The organism is Streptomyces sp. NBC_01429 (genome assembly GCF_036231945.1).
In the GTDB taxonomy this organism is placed as follows: Bacteria; Actinomycetota; Actinomycetes; order Streptomycetales; family Streptomycetaceae; genus Streptomyces.
Map to the genome: position 1 here is coordinate 1892501 of NZ_CP109599.1, position 20901 is coordinate 1913401.

Sequence of the window (20901 nt, forward strand, 5' to 3'; positions counted from 1 at the left end):
GAGGCCGCTCTGCCGATGGCCTCTTCGACCTTGGGCAGTACGGCCGCGAACGCCGAGTCCTCGATGCCGGATCCGCGGGCCTGGAAGTGCGGCCCGCCCACGACCTTGCCCGTGGTGGAGTCGACCACCACGAACACGGAGATGATGCCCTCGTCGCCGAGGATGCGGCGGTCCTTGAGGTGCGTCTCGGTGACGTCGCCCACCGAGAGGCCGTCCACGTAGACGTAACCGGCCTGGACCTTGCCCACGATCCTGGCCTTGCCGTCGACGAGGTCGACGACGACGCCGTCCTCCGCGATGACGATGCGGTCCTTGGGGACCCCCGTCAGCGCGCCCAGCTCGGCGTTGGCGCGCAGATGGCGCCATTCCCCGTGGACGGGCATCAGGTTCTTCGGCTTGCAGATGTTGTAGAAGTACAACAGCTCGCCGGCCGAGGCGTGGCCCGAGACATGGACCTTGGCATTGCCCTTGTGGATGACGTTCGCGCCCCACCTGGTCAGGCCGTTGATCACCCGGTAGACCGAGTTCTCGTTGCCCGGGATGAGGGACGACGCCAGGATCACCGTGTCGCCCTGGACGATCCGGATCTGGTGGTCGCGGTTGGCCATCCGGGACAGAGCGGCCATCGGCTCACCCTGGGAGCCGGTGCAGACGAGGACGACCTCGTGGTCCGGAAGGTCGTCGAGTGTCTTGACGTCCACGACCAGCCCGGCGGGGACCTTGAGATAGCCCAGGTCACGGGCGATCCCCATGTTGCGGACCATGGAGCGGCCGACGAAGGCCACCCTTCTGCCGTACTCGTGGGCGGCGTCCAGGATCTGCTGGATGCGATGCACGTGGCTGGCGAAGCTGGCCACGATGATCCGCTTCTGGGCGTTCGCGAAGACCTGCCGCAGGACGTTCGAGATGTCCTTCTCCGGCGGGACGAAGCCCGGGACCTCCGCGTTGGTCGAGTCCGAGAGCAGCAGGTCGATGCCCTCCTCGCCGAGCTTGGCGAAGGTGGGCAGGTCGGTCAGCCTGCGGTCCAGCGGAAGCTGGTCCATCTTGAAGTCGCCCGTGTGGACCACCATGCCCGTGGGGGTGCGGATGGCGACGGCCAGGGCGTCCGGGATGGAGTGGTTGACCGCGACGAACTCGCAGTCGAACGGGCCGATGCGCTCGCGGTGCCCCTCGGTGACCTCAAGGGTGTACGGGCGGATGCGGTGCTCCTGGAGCTTCGCCTCGATCAGCGCGAGGGTCAGCTTGGAGCCGATCAGCGGAATGTCCGGCTTCAGCCGGAGCAGATAGGGGACGCCACCGATGTGGTCCTCGTGGCCGTGCGTGAGCACAACCCCGTCGATGTCGTCCAGACGGTCCCGGATCGTGGTGAAGTCCGGCAGGATCAGGTCGATACCGGGCTGCTCCTCCTCGGGGAAGAGGACGCCGCAGTCGACGATGAGCAGACGGCCGTTGTACTCGAAGACCGTCATATTCCGGCCGATTTCGCCCAGACCGCCCAGCGGGGTTACACGCAGGCCGTGCTTGGGCAGCTTCGGCGGGGCGCCGAGTTCAGGATGCGGATGACTCAAAAGACTCTCCTCACCACACGCGCCACGTACCTCTGAGGCACGTGGCGCGCATGACATTCGTACACTTGCTGTTGTCTGTGTGGGCTGTACGTACGGACCGGTTTCCCGCTCCTGGGTGTGTCGATGGCTTGCCGTTGTCGCGTATTCAGTTGTGAAGTCGTTGGTTAGAGCTGTACCCCGCCGGCCGCGAGATCGATCTTGAGCTGGGCCGTTTCGTGGGCCGAAAGCTCGACGAGCGGGAGGCGCAGCGGTCCGGCGGGCAGCTCGCGCAACGTGAGGGCGGCCTTGGTGGTGATGACGCCCTGGGTGCGGAACATGCCGGTGAAGACCGGGAGCAGCTTCTGGTGGATCTCGGTCGCCTTCTGGACGTCACCGGTGAGGTGCGCGTCGAGCAGCTGGCGCAGCTCCGGGGTGACGACGTGGCCGACGACCGAGACGAAGCCGACCGCGCCGACCGAGAGCAGCGGCAGGTTGAGCATGTCGTCGCCGGAGTACCAGGCGAGCCCGGACTGCGCGATGGCCCAGCTGGCGCGGCCGAGGTCGCCCTTGGCGTCCTTGTTGGCGACGATGCGCGGGTGCTGGGCGAGCCGGACGATCGTCTCGGTGTCGATGGGGACACCGCTGCGGCCGGGGATGTCGTACAGCATGACCGGCAGTTCGGTCGCGTCCGCGATGGCGTAGAAGTGCCGGAAGAGGCCCTCCTGCGGAGGCTTGTTGTAGTACGGGGTCACCGCGAGCAGGCCGTGCGCCCCGGCGCGTTCGGCGGCGCGGGCCAGTTCCAGGCTGTGCCGGGTGTCGTTGGTGCCGACGCCGGCGACGATGTGGGCCCGGTCTCCGACGGCCTCCAGGACCGCTCGTACGAGCTGGTCTTTCTCCGCGTCACTGGTGGTCGGCGACTCACCGGTGGTGCCGTTCAGGACGAGGCCGTCGTTGCCTGCGTCCACCAGATGGACGGCGAGCCGCTGGGCACCGTCGAGGTCGAGTGCGCCGTCCGCCGTGAAGGGCGTGACCATCGCGGTGAGGACCCGCCCGAAGGGGGTCTGCGGAGTGGAGATCGGAGCCATGGGTAACACGCTACTCGCTGCTCAGCTCACCGTGTCCCCTTGGGGGACGGGACAAGAGGAGCCCGGCACTGCCTGCTCGGGGGTTCAAGCAGTGCCGGGTCCGTTTGATCAGCCTAGATGAAGTTCGTGAAACGCCGCAATACGGACACTTCTCATGGCCGACCGTACACATGTGCCCCAGATCGGTCAGGAACGGTCCAGGAGCGAACCTGGAACAGTCCGGAAACAGGTCCGTGGCGGTCCTGGGACACACGACAGGGCCTCTCCCGCCCGGACCGGGGGAACGCGCGAACCGGCTACGGCGCGACACGGCCGTTCGCGTTGAAGGCCGCGTGGGTGAGCGGCATGAGCTTCGCCCAGTGCTCCTCCATGCGCTCGCCGACCATCTCGATCTCGCGCTGCGGGAAGGACGGGACCTTCGCCTGTTCGTGCTGGGTGCGCAGCCCGAGGAAGTGCATCAGCGAGCGCGCGTTACAGGTGGCGTACATCGAGGAGAAGAGACCCACGGGCAGGACCGCGCGGGCCACCTCACGGGCCACGCCGGCGGCGAGCATCTCCTGATACGCCTCGTACGCCTGACGGTAGGCGCCCTCCATCGCGCGGCCCGTCAGCTCCTGCTGCTCCGGGCTGCCGTCGACGAAGACGTACTTGCCGGGACGGCCCTCCTGGACGAGCTTGCGCGACGCGTCGGGCACGTAGAAGACCGGCTGGAGCTCCCGGTAGCGGCCTGATTCCTCGTTGTAGGACCAGCCGACGCGGTGGCGCATGAACTCGCGGAAGACGAAGATCGGGGCGCTGATGAAGAAGGTCATCGAGTTGTGCTCGAAGGGGCTGCCGTGGCGGTCCCGCATCAGGTAGTTGATCAGCCCCTTTGAGCGCTCGGGGTCCTTCGTGATCTCTTCCAGGGACTGCTCGCCTGCGGTGGAGACACGAGCGGCCCACAGCACGTCGGAGTCGCCCGCGGTGTGTTTCACCAGGTCGACAGTGACATCGCTGCGGAAGCTCGGCTTGGTCTCGGCGGGGGTGTCGCTCACCGGCGGGGGTCCTTCCAGTCGCATCGCTCGGGCGGCGCCCACTCTACGGCTCGCCACTGACAGCGACCGGCGGCGGAGGGCCACTCATGACGTTCCTCCGCCAATTCCCGGAAATCGGGCACCGAATGGCGCCCTTGTTCGTCTCACCCTGTAGCGGCCGGCACAGCGGCCGCGTTCGGAGAAGAGATCTTGAGGAGTGCCCCCCATGTTCCGCCGGCGAGAGGCCGTCCCGTTCGCATTCGTCGCCGAGGCCGACAGCTTCCGCAGTAATGTCACCCCGCCCCCCAGACAGCGCGCCACCGTGTCACAGCTCATGGGCCGTACGCTGATCGGACTCACCGTCGCCGCCGGATTCGTCGGAGCGCTGCTGCTCGGGACGCCCGCGCTGGAGACCGGACAGTCCGCGGGGCACAGTCAGCAGTCCGAGGCATCTCAGGGCCGCTGACTCGTCCGGCCCCCCTCGGCTGGTCCGGACGGGGGCCTGATCGGTAGCCTCACCGGGCACAGCAATCGAGCGTGCTTGTGAGTGAGGATCAGTCGTGCCCCTGCCCTTCCTGACGGCCGACCGGGCTTTTGACGCGACCGATGATGTCGCGCTGCCCTTCGACGATCATGATCAATGGCGGCGTCCGTACCGCCCGGGCCCCTGGCGGGTGGCAGCGGCTGCGCTGCTTCTGCTGTTGGCCTCGTTCGTTCTGCTCGCGACGGTGATCATCGCCGCCGCGGGCTCCCTGTCCGGCGCGGCCGTGTGCTTCGTCGTCGCCGCGGTGGTCATCGCCATCGCTCTGCGGATGCTGCGGATGGGGGCGTGGGTCAGCCGGCACGGCGTACGCCGGGTGCGGCTGCTCATGACCGTCACCGTCTCGTGGGACAAGGCCACGGCCGTCCGTACGGTCCAGCAGCCGGTCCGCTGGCTCGGGCTGCCGCGTACCGTGCAGGGCCAGGCCCTCGTGGTCGTACGCCGACAGGGTGAGCCGCTGGCGCTGCTCACCGATCACAACGCGGACTTCCTGTCGCGCGGTGAGGCGTTCGAGCGGGCGGCGGACACGGTCGAGGCGTGGGGCGCCGAGTACCGCCCGTCCTGACCGTCCCGTACGGGCTGTCCCGTACACCCGGTGTGCGTGAGTGAGCGGGGTACGGCCTCCAGTGGAGGCCGTACCCCGCTCACGCGTTTCCGGTGCCGGTACGGGCGGACGGCGGCGCCCGCTCAGGCGGGTACGGGCTTGCCGTCGTGCAGTGCGATGGCCCGTTGCATGGCCTTGCGGGCACGCGGCGTGTCCCGCGCGTCGTGGTAGGCGACGGCCAGCCGGAACCAGCAGCGCCAGTCGCCCGGCGAGTCCTCCGTCTCGGCGCGCCGCTCGGCGAAGACGGCGTCCGCGGAGTCCCGGTCGATCCGCCCGCCGGGGGTACGCACCAGCTCGTCCACGGGCAGCCCGCCCTCGGCCTCCAGCTCCTCGGCGAGCCGGTTGGCCCGGGTGACGAACTGGGTGTTCTTCCAGAGGAACCAGAGACCGATCAGCGGCAGGATCAGCACCGCGACACCGAAGGTGACGGTGAGCAGCGTGCCCTGCTCGATCAGCAGCACGCCACGGCTGCCGACCAGGACGAAGTAGACGACCAGGACGGCGGCCGTGAGGAAGTAGGTGATCTTTGCGCGCATGGGAGTCAGCTCAGGTCGAGGAAGTGTTCCAGGCCGAAGGTGAGGCCGGGGGCGGACACCACGCGGCGCACACCGAGCAGGATGCCCGGCATGAAGCTGCTGTGGTGCAGGGAGTCGTGGCGGACGGTGAGGGTCTCGCCCTCGCCGCCGAGGACGACCTCCTGGTGGGCGAGGAGGCCCCGGAGGCGTACGGAGTGCACCCGTACCCCGTCCACATCGGCGCCGCGCGCTCCGTCCAGCGCCGTGACCGTGGCGTCGGGCTGCGGGGCGAGGCCCGCGTCGGCGCGGGCGGCGGCCACGAGCTGGGCGGTGCGGTGGGCGGTGCCGGACGGCGCGTCGGCCTTGTTGGGGTGGTGCAGTTCGATGATCTCGACGGACTCGAAGTAACGGGCGGCCGTCTCGGCGAACTTCATGGTGAGGACCGCGCCGATGGAGAAGTTCGGCGCGATCAGCACCCCGGTGTCCGGGGAGGCGGCGAGCGAGGTGCCCAGCCGCGCGAGCCGCTCGTCGGTCCAGCCGGTGGTGCCGACGACCGCGTGGATGCCGTGGCGTACGCAGAAGTCGAGGTTGTCCATCACCGAGGCCGGGGTGGTCAGTTCCACCACGACCTGGGTGCCGGTCTCCACCAGCGTCTCCAGCTCGTCGCCCCGGCCGAGGGCGGCGACCAGTTCCAGGTCCTCGGCGGCCTCGACGGCCCGTACGGCCTCGGAGCCGATGCGGCCCTTGGCTCCGACGACGGCCACACGCAGCTTGCTCATTGCTCTGCTTCCTTCGGCTTCTGGGCCGCGGCCCGGTGCCCTCGGCCCGGTGTCAGCGACCGGGTCAGGAGACCGCCGCGTCGAGGCGGGCGGCCTGCTTGTCCTTGAGCGGTCCGATGACGGACAGCGACGGGCGCTGTCCCAGTACATCGCGGGCCACCGCGCGCACGTCGTCGGGGGTGACCGCGGCTATCCGTTCCAGCATCTCGTCCACGGACATCTGGGCGCCCCAGCACAGCTCGCTCTTGCCGATGCGGTTCATCAGCGCGCCGGTGTCCTCCAGGCCGAGGACCGTGGAGCCGGAGAGCTGGCCGACGGCGCGGCCGATCTCCTCGTCGCTGATCCCGTCGGCGGCGGCCCGGTCGAGTTCGTCGCGGCAGATCCGCAGTACGTCGTGGACCTGGCTGGGGCGGCAGCCGGCGTAGACGCCGAAGAGGCCGCAGTCGGCGAAGCCCGAGGTGTACGAGTACACGCTGTAGGCGAGGCCGCGCTTCTCCCGTACCTCCTGGAAGAGGCGGGAACTCATGCCGCCGCCGAGCGCGGTGTTCAGTACGCCGAGGGCCCAGCGCCGCTCGTCGGTGCGGGCGAGGCCGGGCATGCCGAGGACCACATGGGCCTGCTCGGTCCTGCGGTTCAGCAGCTCGACCCGGCCCGCGGCGCGGACGGTCCGGCTGCCCTCGCGGGGTGCGACGGGGGTGGCGTCCGTACGGGAGAGGGCGCCGGCCTTGTCGAACGCCTTGCGGACACGGCGTACCACCGCGGCGTGGTCGATGTTGCCGGCGGCGGCCACGATGAGGCGCGTCGGGTCGTAGTGCTTCCGGTAGAAGCGGGCGATCCGGTCGCGGTCGAGGTCGTTGACGGTCTCGACGGTGCCGAGGACGGGCCGTCCGAGGGGGCTGTCGCCGAACATGGTCTGCGCGAACAGGTCGTGCACGCAGTCGCCCGGGTCGTCCTCGGTCATGGCGATCTCTTCGAGGATGACCCCGCGCTCGGCGTCGACGTCGGCCGCCTCGATGAGCGAGCCGGTGAGCATGTCGCAGACGACGTCGATGGCCAGTGGCAGATCGGTGTCCAGCACCCGCGCGTAGTAGCAGGTGTACTCCTTCGCCGTGAAGGCGTTCATCTCGCCGCCGACCGCGTCGATCGCGGAGGAGATGTCGAGGGCGCTGCGCTGCCGCGTGCCCTTGAAGAGGAGGTGTTCCAGGTAGTGGGTGGCACCGTTGAGGGCGGGGGTCTCGTCGCGCGAGCCGACCTGCACCCAGATCCCGAAGGTCGCGGAGCGCACCGACGGGAGGGATTCGGTGACGACGCGCAGGCCGCCGGGGAGGGTGGTACGGCGGACCGTACCGATCCCGTTCTCGCCCTTGAGCAGGGTTTGGGTACGGGCGACGGCCCGCGCCTCCGAGGAGGTGCGGGCCGTCGTCCTGGAGCTGGATGTCACTTGGAGGCGTCGTCCTTCGCGTCCTCGGTCTCCGCGGCCTCTTCGTCCTCGAGAACGGGGATGAGGGAGAGCTTGCCGCGCTGGTCGATCTCGGCGATCTCGACCTGGACCTTCTGGCCCACACCGAGCACGTCCTCGACGTTCTCGACGCGCTTGCCGCCGGCGAGCTTGCGGATCTGCGAGATGTGCAGCAGTCCGTCCTTGCCGGGCATCAGGGAGACGAAGGCACCGAAGGTGGTGGTCTTGACGACCGTACCCAGGTAGCGCTCGCCGACCTCCGGCATGGTCGGGTTGGCGATGCTGTTGATCGTGGCGCGGGCGGCCTCGGCGGCCGGTCCGTCGGCGGCACCGATGTAGATGGTGCCGTCGTCCTCGATCGTGATGTCGGCGCCGGTGTCCTCCTGGATCTGGTTGATCATCTTGCCCTTGGGGCCGATGACCTCACCGATCTTGTCCACCGGGATCTTGACGGTGATGATCCGCGGGGCGTTCGGGGACATCTCGTCCGGGACGTCGATGGCCTCGTTCATCACATCGAGAATGTGGAGGCGGGCGTCGCGGGCCTGCTTCAGCGCGGCGGCCAGGACCGAGGCGGGGATGCCGTCGAGCTTGGTGTCGAGCTGGAGCGCGGTGACGAACGTCTTCGTACCGGCGACCTTGAAGTCCATGTCGCCGTAGGCGTCCTCCGCACCGAGGATGTCGGTGAGGGCGACGTAGTGGGTCTTGCCGTCGATCTCCTGGGAGATCAGGCCCATGGCGATACCGGCGACGGGGGCCTTGAGCGGCACACCGGCGTTCAGCAGCGACATGGTGGAGGCGCAGACCGAGCCCATGGACGTCGAGCCGTTGGAGCCCAGCGCCTCGGAGACCTGGCGGATCGCGTAGGGGAACTCCTCGCGCGTCGGGAGCACCGGCACGATGGCCCGCTCGGCGAGCGCGCCGTGGCCGATCTCGCGGCGCTTCGGCGAACCGACGCGGCCGGTCTCGCCGACCGAGTAGGGCGGGAAGTTGTAGTTGTGCATGTAGCGCTTGCGGGTCACCGGGGAGAGGGTGTCCAGCTGCTGCTCCATGCGGAGCATGTTGAGGGTGGTGACGCCCAGGATCTGGGTCTCGCCACGCTCGAACAGCGCGGAGCCGTGCACGCGCGGGATGGCCTCGACCTCGGCGGCGAGCGTACGGATGTCCGTGACGCCGCGGCCGTCGATGCGGACCTTGTCCTTGATGACGCGCTCGCGCACCAGGGACTTGGTCAGCGCGCGGTAGGCGCCGGAGATCTCCTTCTCGCGCCCCTCGAACTGCGGGAGCAGCTTCTCGGCGGCCAGCTCCTTGACGCGGTCCAGCTCGGCCTCGCGGTCCTGCTTGCCCGCGATGGTCAGCGCCTGGGCCAGCTCGCTGCGGACGGCGGCGGTCAGCGCCTCCAGGACGTCGTCCTGGTAGTCGAGGAAGACCGGGAACTCGCCGGTGGGCTTGGCGGCCTTGGCGGCGAGGTCGGCCTGGGCCTTGCAGAGGGCCTTGATGAAGGGCTTCGCGGCTTCCAGACCGGCGGCGACGACCTCCTCGGTGGGGGCCTCGGCGCCGTCCTGGACGAGCTGGATGGTCTTCGTGGTGGCCTCGGCCTCGACCATCATGATCGCGACGTCGCCGTCCTCCAGGACGCGGCCAGCGACGACCATGTCGAAGACGGCGTCCTCAAGCTCGGTGTGCGTCGGGAAGGCGACCCACTGGCCCTTGATGAGGGCGACGCGGGTGCCGCCGATGGGGCCGGAGAAGGGCAGGCCGGCCAGCTGCGTGGAGCAGGAGGCGGCGTTGATCGCGACCACGTCGTACAGGTGGTCGGGGTTGAGCGCCATGATCGTCTCGACGATCTGGATCTCGTTGCGCAGGCCCTTCTTGAAGGAGGGGCGCAGCGGGCGGTCGATCAGGCGGCAGGTGAGGATCGCGTCCTCGGAGGGACGGCCCTCGCGGCGGAAGAAGGATCCGGGGATCTTTCCGGCCGCGTACTGGCGCTCCTCGACGTCCACCGTGAGGGGGAAGAAGTCGAGCTGGTCCTTGGGCTTCTTGGAGGCGGTGGTGGCCGACAGCACCATGGTGTCGTCGTCCAGGTAGGCCACGGCGGAACCGGCGGCCTGCTTGGCCAGCCGGCCCGTCTCGAAGCGGATGGTGCGGGTGCCGAAGGTTCCGTTGTCGATAACGGCCTCGGCGTAGTGGGTCTCGTTCTCCACTAGTGTTTTCTCCTCGTCTTCGTCCGGTGCCCGTGTGGCAGGGGACGTGGCGGAGAAGCGCTCCTTCGTGCGGGCCGGTCTTCGATCGAAGCACCCGGGGCGGCGGCATGGGCCGCTCATTCCGGGCGCCACTACCGAGGACCGGCGGCGGTGGAGATCGCTCCTCCTCTTCAGTGGTGCGGGTGCGCGTGCTCTTCAGTTGTGCTCGTGCACCAGATTACTGAGCTTGGCCGCGGGATGGCATTCCGGCCGTCCCGGGCGGGGCGCCCGGTTCGCCCCGTACAGCCGTACGCGTGTTCTGTGCGTGCGGTCGTACGTACGCGCCCGTGCCGTTCGCTCGGGCGCGCGTACGCGAAAGGAGCGGCCCCCTGGAAGTGGGAACCGCTCCCTTCACGGTGTCTTACTTGGCACCGCCGGCCGCACCGCGGCGGATGCCCAGGCGGTCGACCAGCGCACGGAAGCGCTGGATGTCCTTCTTGGCCAGGTACTGGAGCAGGCGGCGGCGCTGACCGACCAGGATGAGCAGACCACGACGCGAGTGGTGGTCGTGCTTGTGGGTCTTGAGGTGCTCGGTCAGGTCCGAGATCCGGCGCGACAGCATGGCGACCTGGACCTCGGGGGAGCCGGTGTCGCCCTCCTTGGTGCCGAACTCGGTCATGATCGTCTTCTTCGTAGCGGCGTCGAGCGGCACGCGTACTCCTCGTGGGTCTTCGTGGCCTTCGAGTGCCCCAGGTCGAATACTCTGGGGAGCTTCCGTGACTCGGGAGGCGGGAGATCCGTCACGCGCGGTCCGGGGATCCTGTACAGGGTCCGGGGATACGCGCACAAACGGCCGTCGCCCAGAGTACCAGCCCGTTCGGGGGCCACTCGCCGCGCCCCCGGCGCACGGACGGGCGGGGGCGCGGGCGGCTCAGGAGGTCAGCGCGCGGATCGAGTGGTAGACGTCGAAGACCGCGAGGCACAGCGGTACGAGCGTCAGCAGCACGAAGGCTTCCGCGATCTCCAGGAAGCGGCCCCAGAAGGGGGTCACGCCCTTGCGCGGCACGATCAGTCCGATGGCGGTGATCAGCGCGGCCACGGCGGCGACCGCGGTGGTCAGCCAGATCGTACGGATGTCGAGCGCGGCGCCGTCGCCCCTGAGCGCGTCGTGCATCAGGGCCACGGGCGGGTTGAGGCACAGGCCGAGGACGAGCAGCACCAGCGCGCCGAGGCCCGCCGCCAGGGCGCAGCCGACCTGGGCGGTGTAGCGGAAGAGGTACGCGCGCATCAGCATGGCGACGCCGGTGGCGAGGGCGAGCAACTGCCCCCAGACGCCGTCGGAGAATCCGAGCACCGCGGCGGCGCCCACCGCGACGAGCGCGCAGCCGCCGACCAGGCCGACCAGCAGCTCGTGTCCGCGCCGGGCGCGGGCGGCGACGCGTTCGGCGTCGATCGGTTCCTGGGGCGCGGGCTCCTCGGCCCCGTACCCGCCGACGGCAGAGCGCGGGGGTTCGAAGCCGATGGGCAGCCGGGCGAAGCGGGTGGAGAGGCCGGGCAGGAAGGCGAGCGCGCCGACGGCGAGGGGCGCGCAGACCGCGGCGGTCTCGGCGGGCTCCATGCCGGTGATGATCGCGACGAAGGTCACCAGCACGCCGATGGCGGCGGCGAGGACGAAGGCGACGAAGGGGCCGTCGCCGCCGGGCGCGGCGATGGTGAGGATCACCGAGGCGACCAGCACGGCGACACAGGCCAGCAGGAACTGGAGCCGGCCGATGCCCTCCCCCGCTGCCAGCGGCAGCAGTCCGGCGCCGGCGACCGCGAGGTTGGCCAGTGAGCCGATGCCCAGGGCGACGGCCGAGGCCCGGTCGTCGTACACCCGGGCCCGTGCGCCCGCGAGGGCGAGCAGCAGGACGCCGACGACGGCGGCCAGGATGCCGGGCAGGCCGTGCATGTCGTGCCGGGGGTCGGCGGTCCACAGGACGAAGGCGACCAGCGACAGCAGGACCGACCCGCCGAAGAGTCCGGCGCCGCGCGTCAGGCTGTCGGTCCACAGCGTGCGGTCGCGGGCGACGGCGGAGGCGACGGCGTCGGAGACGTCGTCGAAGACCGCCGGGGGCAGTGACTCGGCGAAGGGCCGCAGCGAGAACAGCTCGCCGTCGAGGATGCGCTGCGCGGCCAGGGACCGCGCGCCGTCGAGCACGGTGCCGTCGCGGCGCACCAGGTGGTAGCCGACCGGGGCGCCCTCGGCGGGGCTCTGTCCCGACAGCCGGAGGATCTCCGGGTAGAGGTCGGCGACGGGGATGTCCTCGGGCAACGCCACGTCGACGCGACTGTCCGGCGCGACGACCGTGACCCGGCAGAACCCGGTGCCGCCGCGGGGCGGGGCGGCCGGGCCCGTGTGCCGGGCTTCGGAGACCGCCGCTGGGGCCGTCATACTCACCTGCTGTTTCCCCTCGTGGTTCTTGCGATGTTCTTGCGGTGTTCGGTGTCCCTGATGTGCGCGCGTGTCCGGCCGTCCCGTCTCCGGTGGTCCGTCACGCGCGTATCCGGTACGTGCGGGTGATGTGTGCGTGCCGTGTGCCGTACGCGTACGTCCCATGTCCCGTACGTACGCCGACGGGTCCCACCGCACGGTGCCGTCCTGTTGGACGGTGTGCCGCCGGGGCGCCTCCCGTCCGCCTTCCGGCCGCTTCCTCTCCGCGCCTCCGTCCGCTTCCTGTCCGCGTCCTGTCCGCTTCCCGAATGTCCCTCCGTTTTGCGGTAGTTCATCGGCGAGCAAACACGTCGCGCCACCCTACCGCCACGCCCTTTCCTCCCGCGCAAGTAGGATCCCTCCCCGCGGATGGAACCCGTCGCCACGGGGGCGCCGATAGGAACATTTCCATCCGGCAAGGGAATTGGTGAGCAGTGAGTCAGATCGTCGTCAAGCGCCCACCACGGGCCCTACCCGCCGAAGTTCCCGCGGATCACGTGCAGTTGCAATCCCCTCCCGAGCTGCCGCGCGGGCAGCAGGAGGGGGCGATGATGCAGCTGCTGCCGATGCTGGGCATGGGCGGCTCGGTCGTCTTCTTCTTCATGACGCCGAATCCGATCATGCGGATCATGGGCATGGTGATGATCGCCTCGACGGTCGCCATGGCCATCGCGATGCTGGTCCGCCACCGGCGCGGCAGCCAGGGTCAGCTCGCCGACATGCGGCGCGACTATCTCAAGTACCTGACGCAGACCAGGCGCTCCGTGCTGAGGACGGCGCATCTCCAGCGCGACGCGCAGTTCTATCTGCATCCGTCGCCCGAGCAGCTGTGGGCGCTGGTCGCCGAGGGCAGCCGGGTCTGGGAGCGGCGCGCGGCCGACGACGACTTCGGGCAGGTGCGGATCGGGCTGGGCAGTCAGCAGCTCGCGACCCCGCTCGTCGCGCCCGAGACCGCGCCCGTTGACGAGCTGGAACCGCTCACCGCGGGGGCGATGCAGCAGTTCATCATGGCGCACAGCACCCTCGACGGGCTGCCGATGGCCATCTCGCTGCGGGCCTTCTACCACCTGACCGTCAGCGGCGAGCCGCGGTGCGTGCGCTCCACCGCCCGCGCGATGGTCGGCTCGCTGGTCTCGATGCACTCGCCGGAGGATCTGGTCGTCGCCGTGGTCGCCGGGCGCGAGGCGGCGCCGCGCTGGGAGTGGGCGAAGTGGCTGCCGCACGCCCAGGCGCGGGGCAACGGTGACGGCGCGGGCAGCCGGCGTCTGATCACCACGGACGTGCTGGAGCTGGAGGAGCTGCTCGCCGAGCGGCTGGAGGGCCGGCCGCGTTTCCAGGGGGGCGGTCATCCGCTGCTGGACCAGCCGCACATCGTGGTGGTGCTCGACGGCCAGTCCGTACCTCCCATGTCGGTGTTCGCCGCCGCCGAGGGGCTTCAGGGCGTGACGGTCATCGAGGTCGTACCCGGCGAGGCGCAGGGGGCGCGTGGCGGTCTGTCCGTGGTCGTGCACCCCGATTCGCTGCAACTGGAGTCCGGGCACGGCCTGGTGTACGACGGGGTGCCCGACCAGCTCAGCGAGGAGGCGGCCGAGGCGCTCGCCCGGCAGCTCGCCCCGCTCCGGGTGGCCTCGGGCGGTGACGACGACGAACCGCTGCTCGCCAATCTGGACTTCACCGATCTGCTGAATCTGGGCGACGCGGCCTCCGTCGATGTCACGCGTACCTGGCGGCCCCGCTCGCAGGCCGAGCGGCTGCGGGTGCCCATCGGGGTCGGCGAGGACGGCGCTCCGGTGATGCTGGACCTGAAGGAGGCGGCGCAGGAGGGCATGGGGCCGCACGGTCTGTGCGTGGGAGCGACCGGTTCCGGAAAGTCGGAGCTGCTGCGCACGCTGGTGCTGGGGCTCGCGGTCACCCATTCGTCGGAGACCCTCAACTTCGTACTCGCGGACTTCAAGGGCGGCGCGACCTTCGCCGGGATGTCCCAGATGCCGCACGTCGCCGCGGTGATCACCAACCTGGCCGACGATCTGACGCTGGTGGACCGCATGGGCGACTCCATCCGCGGTGAACTCAACCGGCGCCAGGAGATGCTGCGCGACGCGGGCAACTACGCCAACATCCACGACTACGAGAAGGCGCGCGCGGCGGGCGCCCCGTTGCAGCCGATTCCTTCCCTCGTGCTGGTCATCGACGAGTTCAGCGAACTGCTCACCGCGATGCCGGACTTCATCGAGATGTTCGTGCAGATCGGTCGTATCGGCCGGTCGCTGGGCGTGCATCTGCTGCTGGCCTCGCAGCGGCTGGAGGAGGGCCGGCTGCGCGGTCTGGAGACGTATCTGTCGTACCGGGTCGGTCTGCGGACGTTCTCGGCGGCCGAGTCGCGGGCGGCCATCGGGGTCCCCGACGCCTACCAGCTGCCCAACGTCCCCGGTTCCGGGTATCTGAAGTTCGGTACGGACGAGATGGTCCGGTTCAAGGCGGCGTACGTCTCCGGGGTGTACCGGACCGGGACGCAGCAGAGCGCCGGGGCGGGCGGACCGCTGCCGGTGGACCGCAGGCCCGTCCCCTTCACGGCCGCTCCGGTGCCCGTGCGGTACGTGGAGCCGGCCGCCGGTTCCCGCGTGCCGGAGGGGCGCCCGGCGGAGGACGACGCGCTGGCCGACTCCGTGCTCGACGTGATCGTGCGCCGGCTCGAAGGGCGCGGCGCCGAGGCCCACCAGGTGTGGCTGCCCCCGCTGGACAATCCGCCGGCCATGGACGAGCTGCTGCCGGGACTGGCGGGGGTGCCCGGCCGTGGGCTGACCCAGCCGGGCTTCGAGGGGGCGGGACGTCTGGTCGTACCGCTGGGTGTGGTCGACAAGCCTTTCGAGCAGCGCCGCGACACGCTGTACCGGGACTTCTCCGGAGCGGCGGGCCATATGCAGATCGTCGGCGGCCCGCAGTCCGGCAAGTCCACACTGCTGCGCACCATCGTGTCGGCGTTCGCGCTGACGCACACCCCGCAGGAGGTGCAGTTCTACGGTCTCGACTTCGGCGGCGGCGGGCTGTCCTCGATCTCCGGGCTGCCGCACGTCGGCGGCATCGCCTCACGCCTCGACCCCGAGCGGGTACGGCGTACGGTCGCCGAGGTCTACGGCGTGCTGGCGCGGCGCGAGGAGTACTTCCGCACCTCGGGCATCGACTCCATCGCCACCTACCGCAGGCTGCGGGCGCGCGGTGACATCTCGATGACCGAGCAGCCGTGGGGCGACGTGTTCCTGCTCGTCGACGGCTGGGGCAACTTCCGTACGGACTACGAGGGTCTGGAACAGGCCGTCGTGGACATGGCGTCACGCGGGCTGGGCTACGGCATCCATGTGATCCTCACGGCCTCGCGCTCGATGGAGGTCCGCGCGAATCTCAAGGACCATCTGATGAACCGGCTGGAGCTGCGGCTCGGCGACACCATGGACTCGGAGCTGGACCGCAAGGTCGCGGTCAATGTCCCGTCGGGCGTGCCGGGACGCGGTCTGACCCCGGAGAAGCTGCACTTCATGGCGGCGGTGCCGAGGATCGACAGCATCAACTCCGACAGCGACCTGTCGGAGGCAACGGCCGCGATGACCCAGGAGGTGTCGCGGCACTGGACCGCGCCCGGAGCCCCCGCCGTACGGCTGCTGCCGCGCGAGCTGCCGGCCTCCGACCTGCCCGCGGGTTCGGCGTACCCGCAGCGCGGAGTCGCCTTCGGTATCGACGAGAACAACCTGGAGCCGGTCTTCCTCAACTTCGATCAGGACCCGTTCCTGCTGGTCTTCGGCGAGAGCGAGTCCGGCAAGTCCAACCTGCTGCGACTGCTCATCAAGCAGCTGACCGAGCGGTACGAGGGCGACGTCTGCAAGCTCTTCGTGATCGACAACCGGCGCGCCCTGCTGGACGCCACCCCGGCCTCGCACCTGGCCGAGTACATCCCCATGTCCAACAACATGGAACACCACATGGACGCGCTGGCCGACCTGATGCGGCGCCGTACGCCTTCGGAGACGGTCACGGCACAGGAGCTGCGGGACCGCAGCTGGTGGCGCGGCCCGACGGTGTACGTCGTCATCGACGACTACGACCTGGTCTCCACCTCCAGCGGCAACCCGCTGTCCGGCCTCACGGAACTGCTCCCCTTCGCCCGTGACGTCGGCGTCCGCTTCATCATCGCCCGCAACACGGCGGGCGCGAGCAGGTCCGCGTACGAGTCCTTCATGCAGCGCCTCCAGGAACTGGGCGCCCAGGCCCTCATCCTGTCGGGCGACCCCAACGAGGGCGCGATCTTCGGCAACGCCCGTCCCCGCCCGATGCCGACGGGCCGAGGCGTCTTCGTCTCCCGGCGCCGCGGCAATCCGCTGGTACAGACGGGGCTGCTGCCGGCCGAGCACCACTGATTCGGATATCGGCGCAGATCGCAGAAATCGTAAAAGTTGTGGAGTGTGTGCGGTGGCATTGCCGTCGCACACACTCCACAGCTGTTCAGGGCCTGTTGCCGCATTCGGGCCGCGTCCGCACGTGGCCGGACGCATTGTTAAATTGACCGTCAGCGCAGTTATCGCGACGCGCCAACGGGGGAAGGACCCATACGGATGGCATGGGACGAGTGGGAACAGCTGAAGGCCGCTGCGGCCGAAAGACAGTCCACACATATGAGGCTGAATCAGGCCGAAGGCTCCACGGCCGGCGGCGGAGGCGCCGACGGCGACCTCAAGGTCAACCAGGCGGATCTGGCCGCGGTGGGAAACAGCGCCTTCGAACTCTTCGAGGATCTGGGGCGCTACGGCCGTGACGCCTGGTCGAGCAGCCAGAGCGCTGCCAAGGATCTCACGACGCAGGGATTCAAGCTCGGTGGCGGACTGCACCATGTGCAGGAGCAGTGGGAAAAGCAGCTCCAGTCGCTGCTGGACGCCTGCGGGCACATTTCCAACCACATGAACTTCACTCAGAAGACTCATCGGAGCGACGATCGGGCCGTCGTCGCCACCGTCAGCAGCATCGCCCTGCTCGACGATGGATTCAGCGAGAGGGCGCAGTCCTGATGAACATGGAGCAGCTGGTCCACGGAAACTTCGCGACGCTCGACACCACGATCGCCGACTGGTCGACGGTCATCAACAGCCTCACAAAGCTCGAAAAAGACGCCCGCGAGGACATGAAGCGCAAGGCGGACAAGGCTAATTGGGAGGGTGTCAACGCCACCGTCTCCCGAGAGTTCATCGACAAGACGGCGGGTGAGTTCGCGGACGCCCTTACTCAGGCGACCACCATCCACGACATCCTCAAGGACACCCGCGATGAACTCGTCGGCTTCCGGGATGAACTGAAGGAGACCATCGAGCGGGCCCGCAAGAAGAACCTCACGGTGACGAGCACGACCGGCGGCGGATTCACCGTCACCATGCTCATCCACCCCGACCGCGCCGCCAAGGGCACCGAGGTGGCCCAGCACTCCCAGCAGGACGTCGACTACCTCAGGGACGACGTCCAGCGCATACTGAACCGGGCGACCGAGAGCGACACTTCGGCCGACAAGGTGCTGCGCGCCATCGTCGACCAGGCGGACAAGGGTTTCTCGGGTGCCTCGTACAGCGACCGGGAGTCCGCCGTGGAAGCGCTGGAAAAAGCGGAAGAAGTCGCGCAGATCATCAAGAAGAAGGGGGACGACATGTCCCCTGCGGAGTTCGACAAGGTCAACGCGACACTGGCCTCCTTCGCGAACGATCCGCTGTTCCAGGAGAAGTTCGCCAGCACCCTGGGCGCCCGTGGTGTTCTCGACTTCTGGGCCGACATCTCGGATACCTCGGACAACGGAGCGCTGCAGCACACGCGGTTCAACCAGTTCGGGGACCTTCAGAAGAACCTGAGCCTCACGCTCGCCGGAGCGACGCACTCCGACAGTCCGAAGATGCAGGACTGGAAGGAGGACATGCTGAAGCTGAGCGGCGAGAACATCCAGGCCCGCGGCACCCAGGTCAAGGGCTTCCAGATCATGAGCAACTTGATGAGGGCCGGTGACTACGATGACCGTTTCCTCAACGACTACGGAAAATCGCTGGTAGCCACCGAGAAGAAAATGAAGCTCCCCGGGAACTTCTGGACCGGTGCGACGAGTAGCCTGACGACGCCGAGGATGAACTTCATGGGCGACGGAGACGGGGACTTCGGGCGGGACCCGATGACCGGTTTCATGAAGGCCCTGGCCAACAGCCCGGACGCGGCAACCGAGTTCTTCAACTCCAAGGATCCCCAGGACAACGCCGAGTGGGTCCTCAAGGAACGACGCTCCTTCGACGACGGCCCGCCGAACAGCGGCCCGAACGCGGCCCTGGAGGCAACGGGCAAGGCGATGTTCGCGGCGACTTCGGGCATCAGCGACCCCGAGGATCCGAACGCGAAGTTCGTCCAGCACACCGATGAGCACCTGGAAGCCCTCAAGCGCTCGGTGAACCTGCTCGCGGAGACGGGTAACGACTTCCCGCCCGAGATGCGCAAGAGCATGGCATGGGCCCTAGGTAACCACGGCGACACGGTACACAAGGCCATGAGTTCCCCACTCGGATCCACCGAGATGAACGATAGAGATCTCCTGGAGGTGAGCAAGCAGATATCCAGAAATCAAGATTCCTACAATCTTCTCAACGAGCAAATGAACTATGCCATGATAGCGGAAATCAACAGCGAGAAAGACCATCCCGAAGATAGCCTGCATAATACTGGACGCACGGTCGGCTTCCTCGAAGAGGCTCGAAAGTTGACCATCAACGCCGACGAAGACAAAGACCTTCGCGACGTTTCATGGAAGCAGCGCTGGGCCTATCATGTAGTTGGCGGGGCGCTTACCCCATTCACAGACATCGGGCAGCGAGGAATAGACGCCATCACCGCAAAATGGGCTGAAGACGAGGGCAACAGAATAAGTAGTGAGTCGTCAGACACTCGTTACGCCAATTACTCCAAGAGAAACCTTCAGTTGGAATCCTTGGCGGACGCATGGTATCGAGAAAACTCCCAATGGACCGATGGCCGTGATGGCTATTCCAGTGATGTAGGCGTATATGCTCAGATTAGAGACGCAGCCGACCACGGAAATAATAAGGCCGACGGAACCGGAGGAGAGCGATGACGAAAGGATCACCTTCCCGCGCTGTCGCCCTGTTGACATGCGCGCTCTTGGCGGCCGTTCCGGCATGCACTAATAAAAAGGATAGATACGTACTGACCGGAGAGATCTGCTCCATTCCCATAAATGTCAAAACACTGTCACCACTACTGCCCGAGGGTAAAGAAATAAAGGGGCGAACAGGCTCCTTGAGCCACCCATTGAGTTCATGCAAAATCTACGTGGACAAAGAGTTGATCATTTTCATTGAGATAAACCAGATCAATAACTACTACGATCCGGAGACCTCAAAAGAATATCGCAAAATCGCACATTCTTCGGTAATTGAAGCACTCCCTTTTGAAGGAAAGGGGGTGGCAGGGGATACCGACAGCATAGTAATCGCCAAATGTTCTTCGCCGAAATCCAAGTACGTCATCACGGATGTGACCGTACGCGGAGACTTCAACGAGAAAACGTCCGAACGGCGACACAACATCGAGTCATTCGCCAGGGAATTCACAGTCGCTACAAAGAAAAAAATAGGGTGCACCTCGTAGTCTTCATGTTATCTGCGACTCGAAAAAGCTGTATACACGGTATTCAGCGGGCGATTGCCATAATAACCGGTGCACGGGAACGCACCTCACCGCCTCGTTCGTCTCGACGTACATGAAACTCTCGGCCGGCGGGAGCACCCTCGGTTGCGAACCCGCCGGCAAAGAGCTTCGTGAGTTAACTTGGCGCACTTCCAAAGCCATCGGCTCATCAGGGCCAGACGGAAGGGTGGGCACCTCCCGCGCGTGCCCACCCCGGTGTCAAGAGTCCGTAACGCGCATGGCTCACATGAAGTTAGCGGCAGCCTTCTTGTCGCCACTGCGGTAGGAGGTGCCAGCCTGCTCCACCGCCGTCGCGATGTCCGTGAGATTCCTCTGGATTTCGGCGGCGTCATCGTTCCACTGCTTCTGGCCCGCGTTGTACGCCTCCCTCGCCTCGCCCTCCCACAGCTGAGAGATCGATTCGATCTTGGCCTTGATGGCGTCCAGGCTGTTCTGGAGCTTACCGGCCTGCGTCCTGATCGAGCCGGCCGCTTCGTCGAGTGACGAATACTTGACGATCATCGTGCCATCGTCGGACATGGATTCCTCCCACTAATCTTTTAGGTGAGTGTGTGCGTGCGTGTGCGTACGGCTCGGTCGCGGCATACGGCCAAGCCTGAGCGATCAGTAACCGTTGAGGTTCGACATCTTTCGCTCCGCGTTCGCGTCGCCGGAATATCCGTCGACCACGTCGATTCCGCGGAGGGCCGCCTCGACCTCTTTTTCGGTGTTGCCGCTGATCGTACGAGCTGCCTCGATCGCTTCCTGGTACTTGAGCAGCTGCTTGCCGAGGCTCACCATCCTTTCGTTGATGGCGGTCTGCTTCCTGTTGAACTCACCGGCACCGATGCCCTTCCAGGCACCTTCCAGACTGTCGATGGTCCCCTGAAGCGCCCTCAGCTGCCCCTTGACGCTTTCGAAGTTCTCCGTCAGTTCGTTTTGCAGCTTGCCAAGGCTGACTCCGTTGACCTTCTGTACTGCCATAAGAT

At 67.6% G+C, this 20901-nt stretch carries 17 protein-coding genes (1 of these 17 running past the window's edge); 6 read left to right on the forward strand and 11 right to left on the reverse strand.

Annotated features, from left to right (window positions below; genetic code table 11):
- The 3 genes from OG627_RS07730 to thyX all read right to left on the reverse strand — a co-directional run.
- On the reverse strand, positions 1-1568 hold the 5' portion of the coding sequence (locus tag OG627_RS07730) for a ribonuclease J (RefSeq protein WP_329062752.1). The gene continues 118 nt to the left of window position 1, outside the view; the window shows 1568 of its 1686 coding nt (coding positions 1-1568); its start codon is at positions 1566-1568; its stop codon lies beyond the left edge, outside the window.
- Positions 1569-1732: 164 nt separating this feature from the next.
- Positions 1733-2632, reverse strand: a complete 900-nt coding sequence (gene dapA / locus OG627_RS07735; protein WP_329062754.1) for a 4-hydroxy-tetrahydrodipicolinate synthase — start codon at positions 2630-2632, stop codon at positions 1733-1735.
- 296 nt (positions 2633-2928) lie between these two features.
- Positions 2929-3666: an FAD-dependent thymidylate synthase gene (thyX, locus tag OG627_RS07740; RefSeq protein WP_329062757.1), complete on the reverse strand. Its 738-nt coding sequence runs from the start codon at positions 3664-3666 to the stop codon at positions 2929-2931.
- A gap of 205 nt (positions 3667-3871) precedes the next feature.
- Here thyX and OG627_RS07745 point away from each other — a divergent pair, with 205 nt between their 5' ends.
- On the forward strand, positions 3872-4111 hold the full coding sequence (locus OG627_RS07745; protein ID WP_329062758.1) for a hypothetical protein: 240 nt from the start codon (positions 3872-3874) through the stop codon (positions 4109-4111).
- 94 nt (positions 4112-4205) lie between these two features.
- Positions 4206-4751 carry a hypothetical protein gene (locus OG627_RS07750; protein WP_329062760.1) on the forward strand — a complete coding sequence of 182 codons (546 nt, stop codon included), beginning with the start codon at positions 4206-4208 and terminating at the stop codon, positions 4749-4751.
- Positions 4752-4873: 122 nt separating this feature from the next.
- On the opposite strand, the gene OG627_RS07755 is transcribed toward OG627_RS07750, so the two are convergent.
- The 6 genes from OG627_RS07755 to eccD form a co-directional block, all read right to left on the reverse strand.
- Positions 4874-5326, reverse strand: a complete 453-nt coding sequence (locus OG627_RS07755; RefSeq protein WP_329062762.1) for a tetratricopeptide repeat protein — start codon at positions 5324-5326, stop codon at positions 4874-4876.
- Positions 5327-5331: 5 nt separating this feature from the next.
- Positions 5332-6084 carry a 4-hydroxy-tetrahydrodipicolinate reductase gene (gene dapB / locus OG627_RS07760; protein ID WP_329062764.1) on the reverse strand — a complete coding sequence of 251 codons (753 nt, stop codon included), beginning with the start codon at positions 6082-6084 and terminating at the stop codon, positions 5332-5334.
- A 64-nt stretch (positions 6085-6148) separates the two neighbouring features.
- Positions 6149-7525, reverse strand: a complete 1377-nt coding sequence (locus tag OG627_RS07765) for a M16 family metallopeptidase (RefSeq protein ID WP_329062766.1) — start codon at positions 7523-7525, stop codon at positions 6149-6151.
- A complete protein-coding gene (locus OG627_RS07770; protein WP_329062768.1) occupies positions 7522-9747 on the reverse strand; it encodes a polyribonucleotide nucleotidyltransferase in 2226 nt (741 codons plus the stop codon). The genes OG627_RS07765 and OG627_RS07770 overlap by 4 nt, the downstream gene beginning before the upstream one ends.
- A gap of 400 nt (positions 9748-10147) precedes the next feature.
- Entirely contained in the window at positions 10148-10438 is a 291-nt protein-coding gene (gene rpsO, locus OG627_RS07775; RefSeq protein WP_114623975.1) for a 30S ribosomal protein S15, read from the reverse strand.
- Between the two features lie 219 nt (positions 10439-10657).
- Entirely contained in the window at positions 10658-12160 is a 1503-nt protein-coding gene (gene eccD, locus OG627_RS07780) for a type VII secretion integral membrane protein EccD (protein WP_329062771.1), read from the reverse strand.
- Between the two features lie 473 nt (positions 12161-12633).
- Between eccD and eccCa the strand changes: the two genes are divergently transcribed.
- From eccCa to OG627_RS07800, 4 genes are all read left to right on the forward strand, one after another.
- Complete coding sequence (eccCa, locus tag OG627_RS07785) at positions 12634-16608, forward strand: type VII secretion protein EccCa (protein ID WP_329062773.1); 3975 nt, start codon at positions 12634-12636, stop codon at positions 16606-16608.
- Between the two features lie 195 nt (positions 16609-16803).
- Entirely contained in the window at positions 16804-17253 is a 450-nt protein-coding gene (locus OG627_RS07790; RefSeq protein WP_329062775.1) for a hypothetical protein, read from the forward strand.
- Positions 17253-19337 carry a hypothetical protein gene (locus OG627_RS07795; protein WP_329062776.1) on the forward strand — a complete coding sequence of 695 codons (2085 nt, stop codon included), beginning with the start codon at positions 17253-17255 and terminating at the stop codon, positions 19335-19337. The genes OG627_RS07790 and OG627_RS07795 overlap by 1 nt, the downstream gene beginning before the upstream one ends.
- Positions 19334-19873 carry a hypothetical protein gene (locus tag OG627_RS07800; RefSeq protein ID WP_329062778.1) on the forward strand — a complete coding sequence of 180 codons (540 nt, stop codon included), beginning with the start codon at positions 19334-19336 and terminating at the stop codon, positions 19871-19873. The genes OG627_RS07795 and OG627_RS07800 overlap by 4 nt, the downstream gene beginning before the upstream one ends.
- Before the next feature lie 282 nt (positions 19874-20155).
- Here the strand turns inward: OG627_RS07800 and OG627_RS07805 are convergent, their stop codons facing one another.
- Both OG627_RS07805 and OG627_RS07810 read right to left on the reverse strand, forming a co-directional pair.
- Positions 20156-20452 carry a WXG100 family type VII secretion target gene (locus OG627_RS07805; protein WP_329062780.1) on the reverse strand — a complete coding sequence of 99 codons (297 nt, stop codon included), beginning with the start codon at positions 20450-20452 and terminating at the stop codon, positions 20156-20158.
- Between the two features lie 84 nt (positions 20453-20536).
- Positions 20537-20896: a WXG100 family type VII secretion target gene (locus OG627_RS07810; protein ID WP_329062782.1), complete on the reverse strand. Its 360-nt coding sequence runs from the start codon at positions 20894-20896 to the stop codon at positions 20537-20539.
- Between the last annotated feature and the right edge of the window lie 5 nt (positions 20897-20901).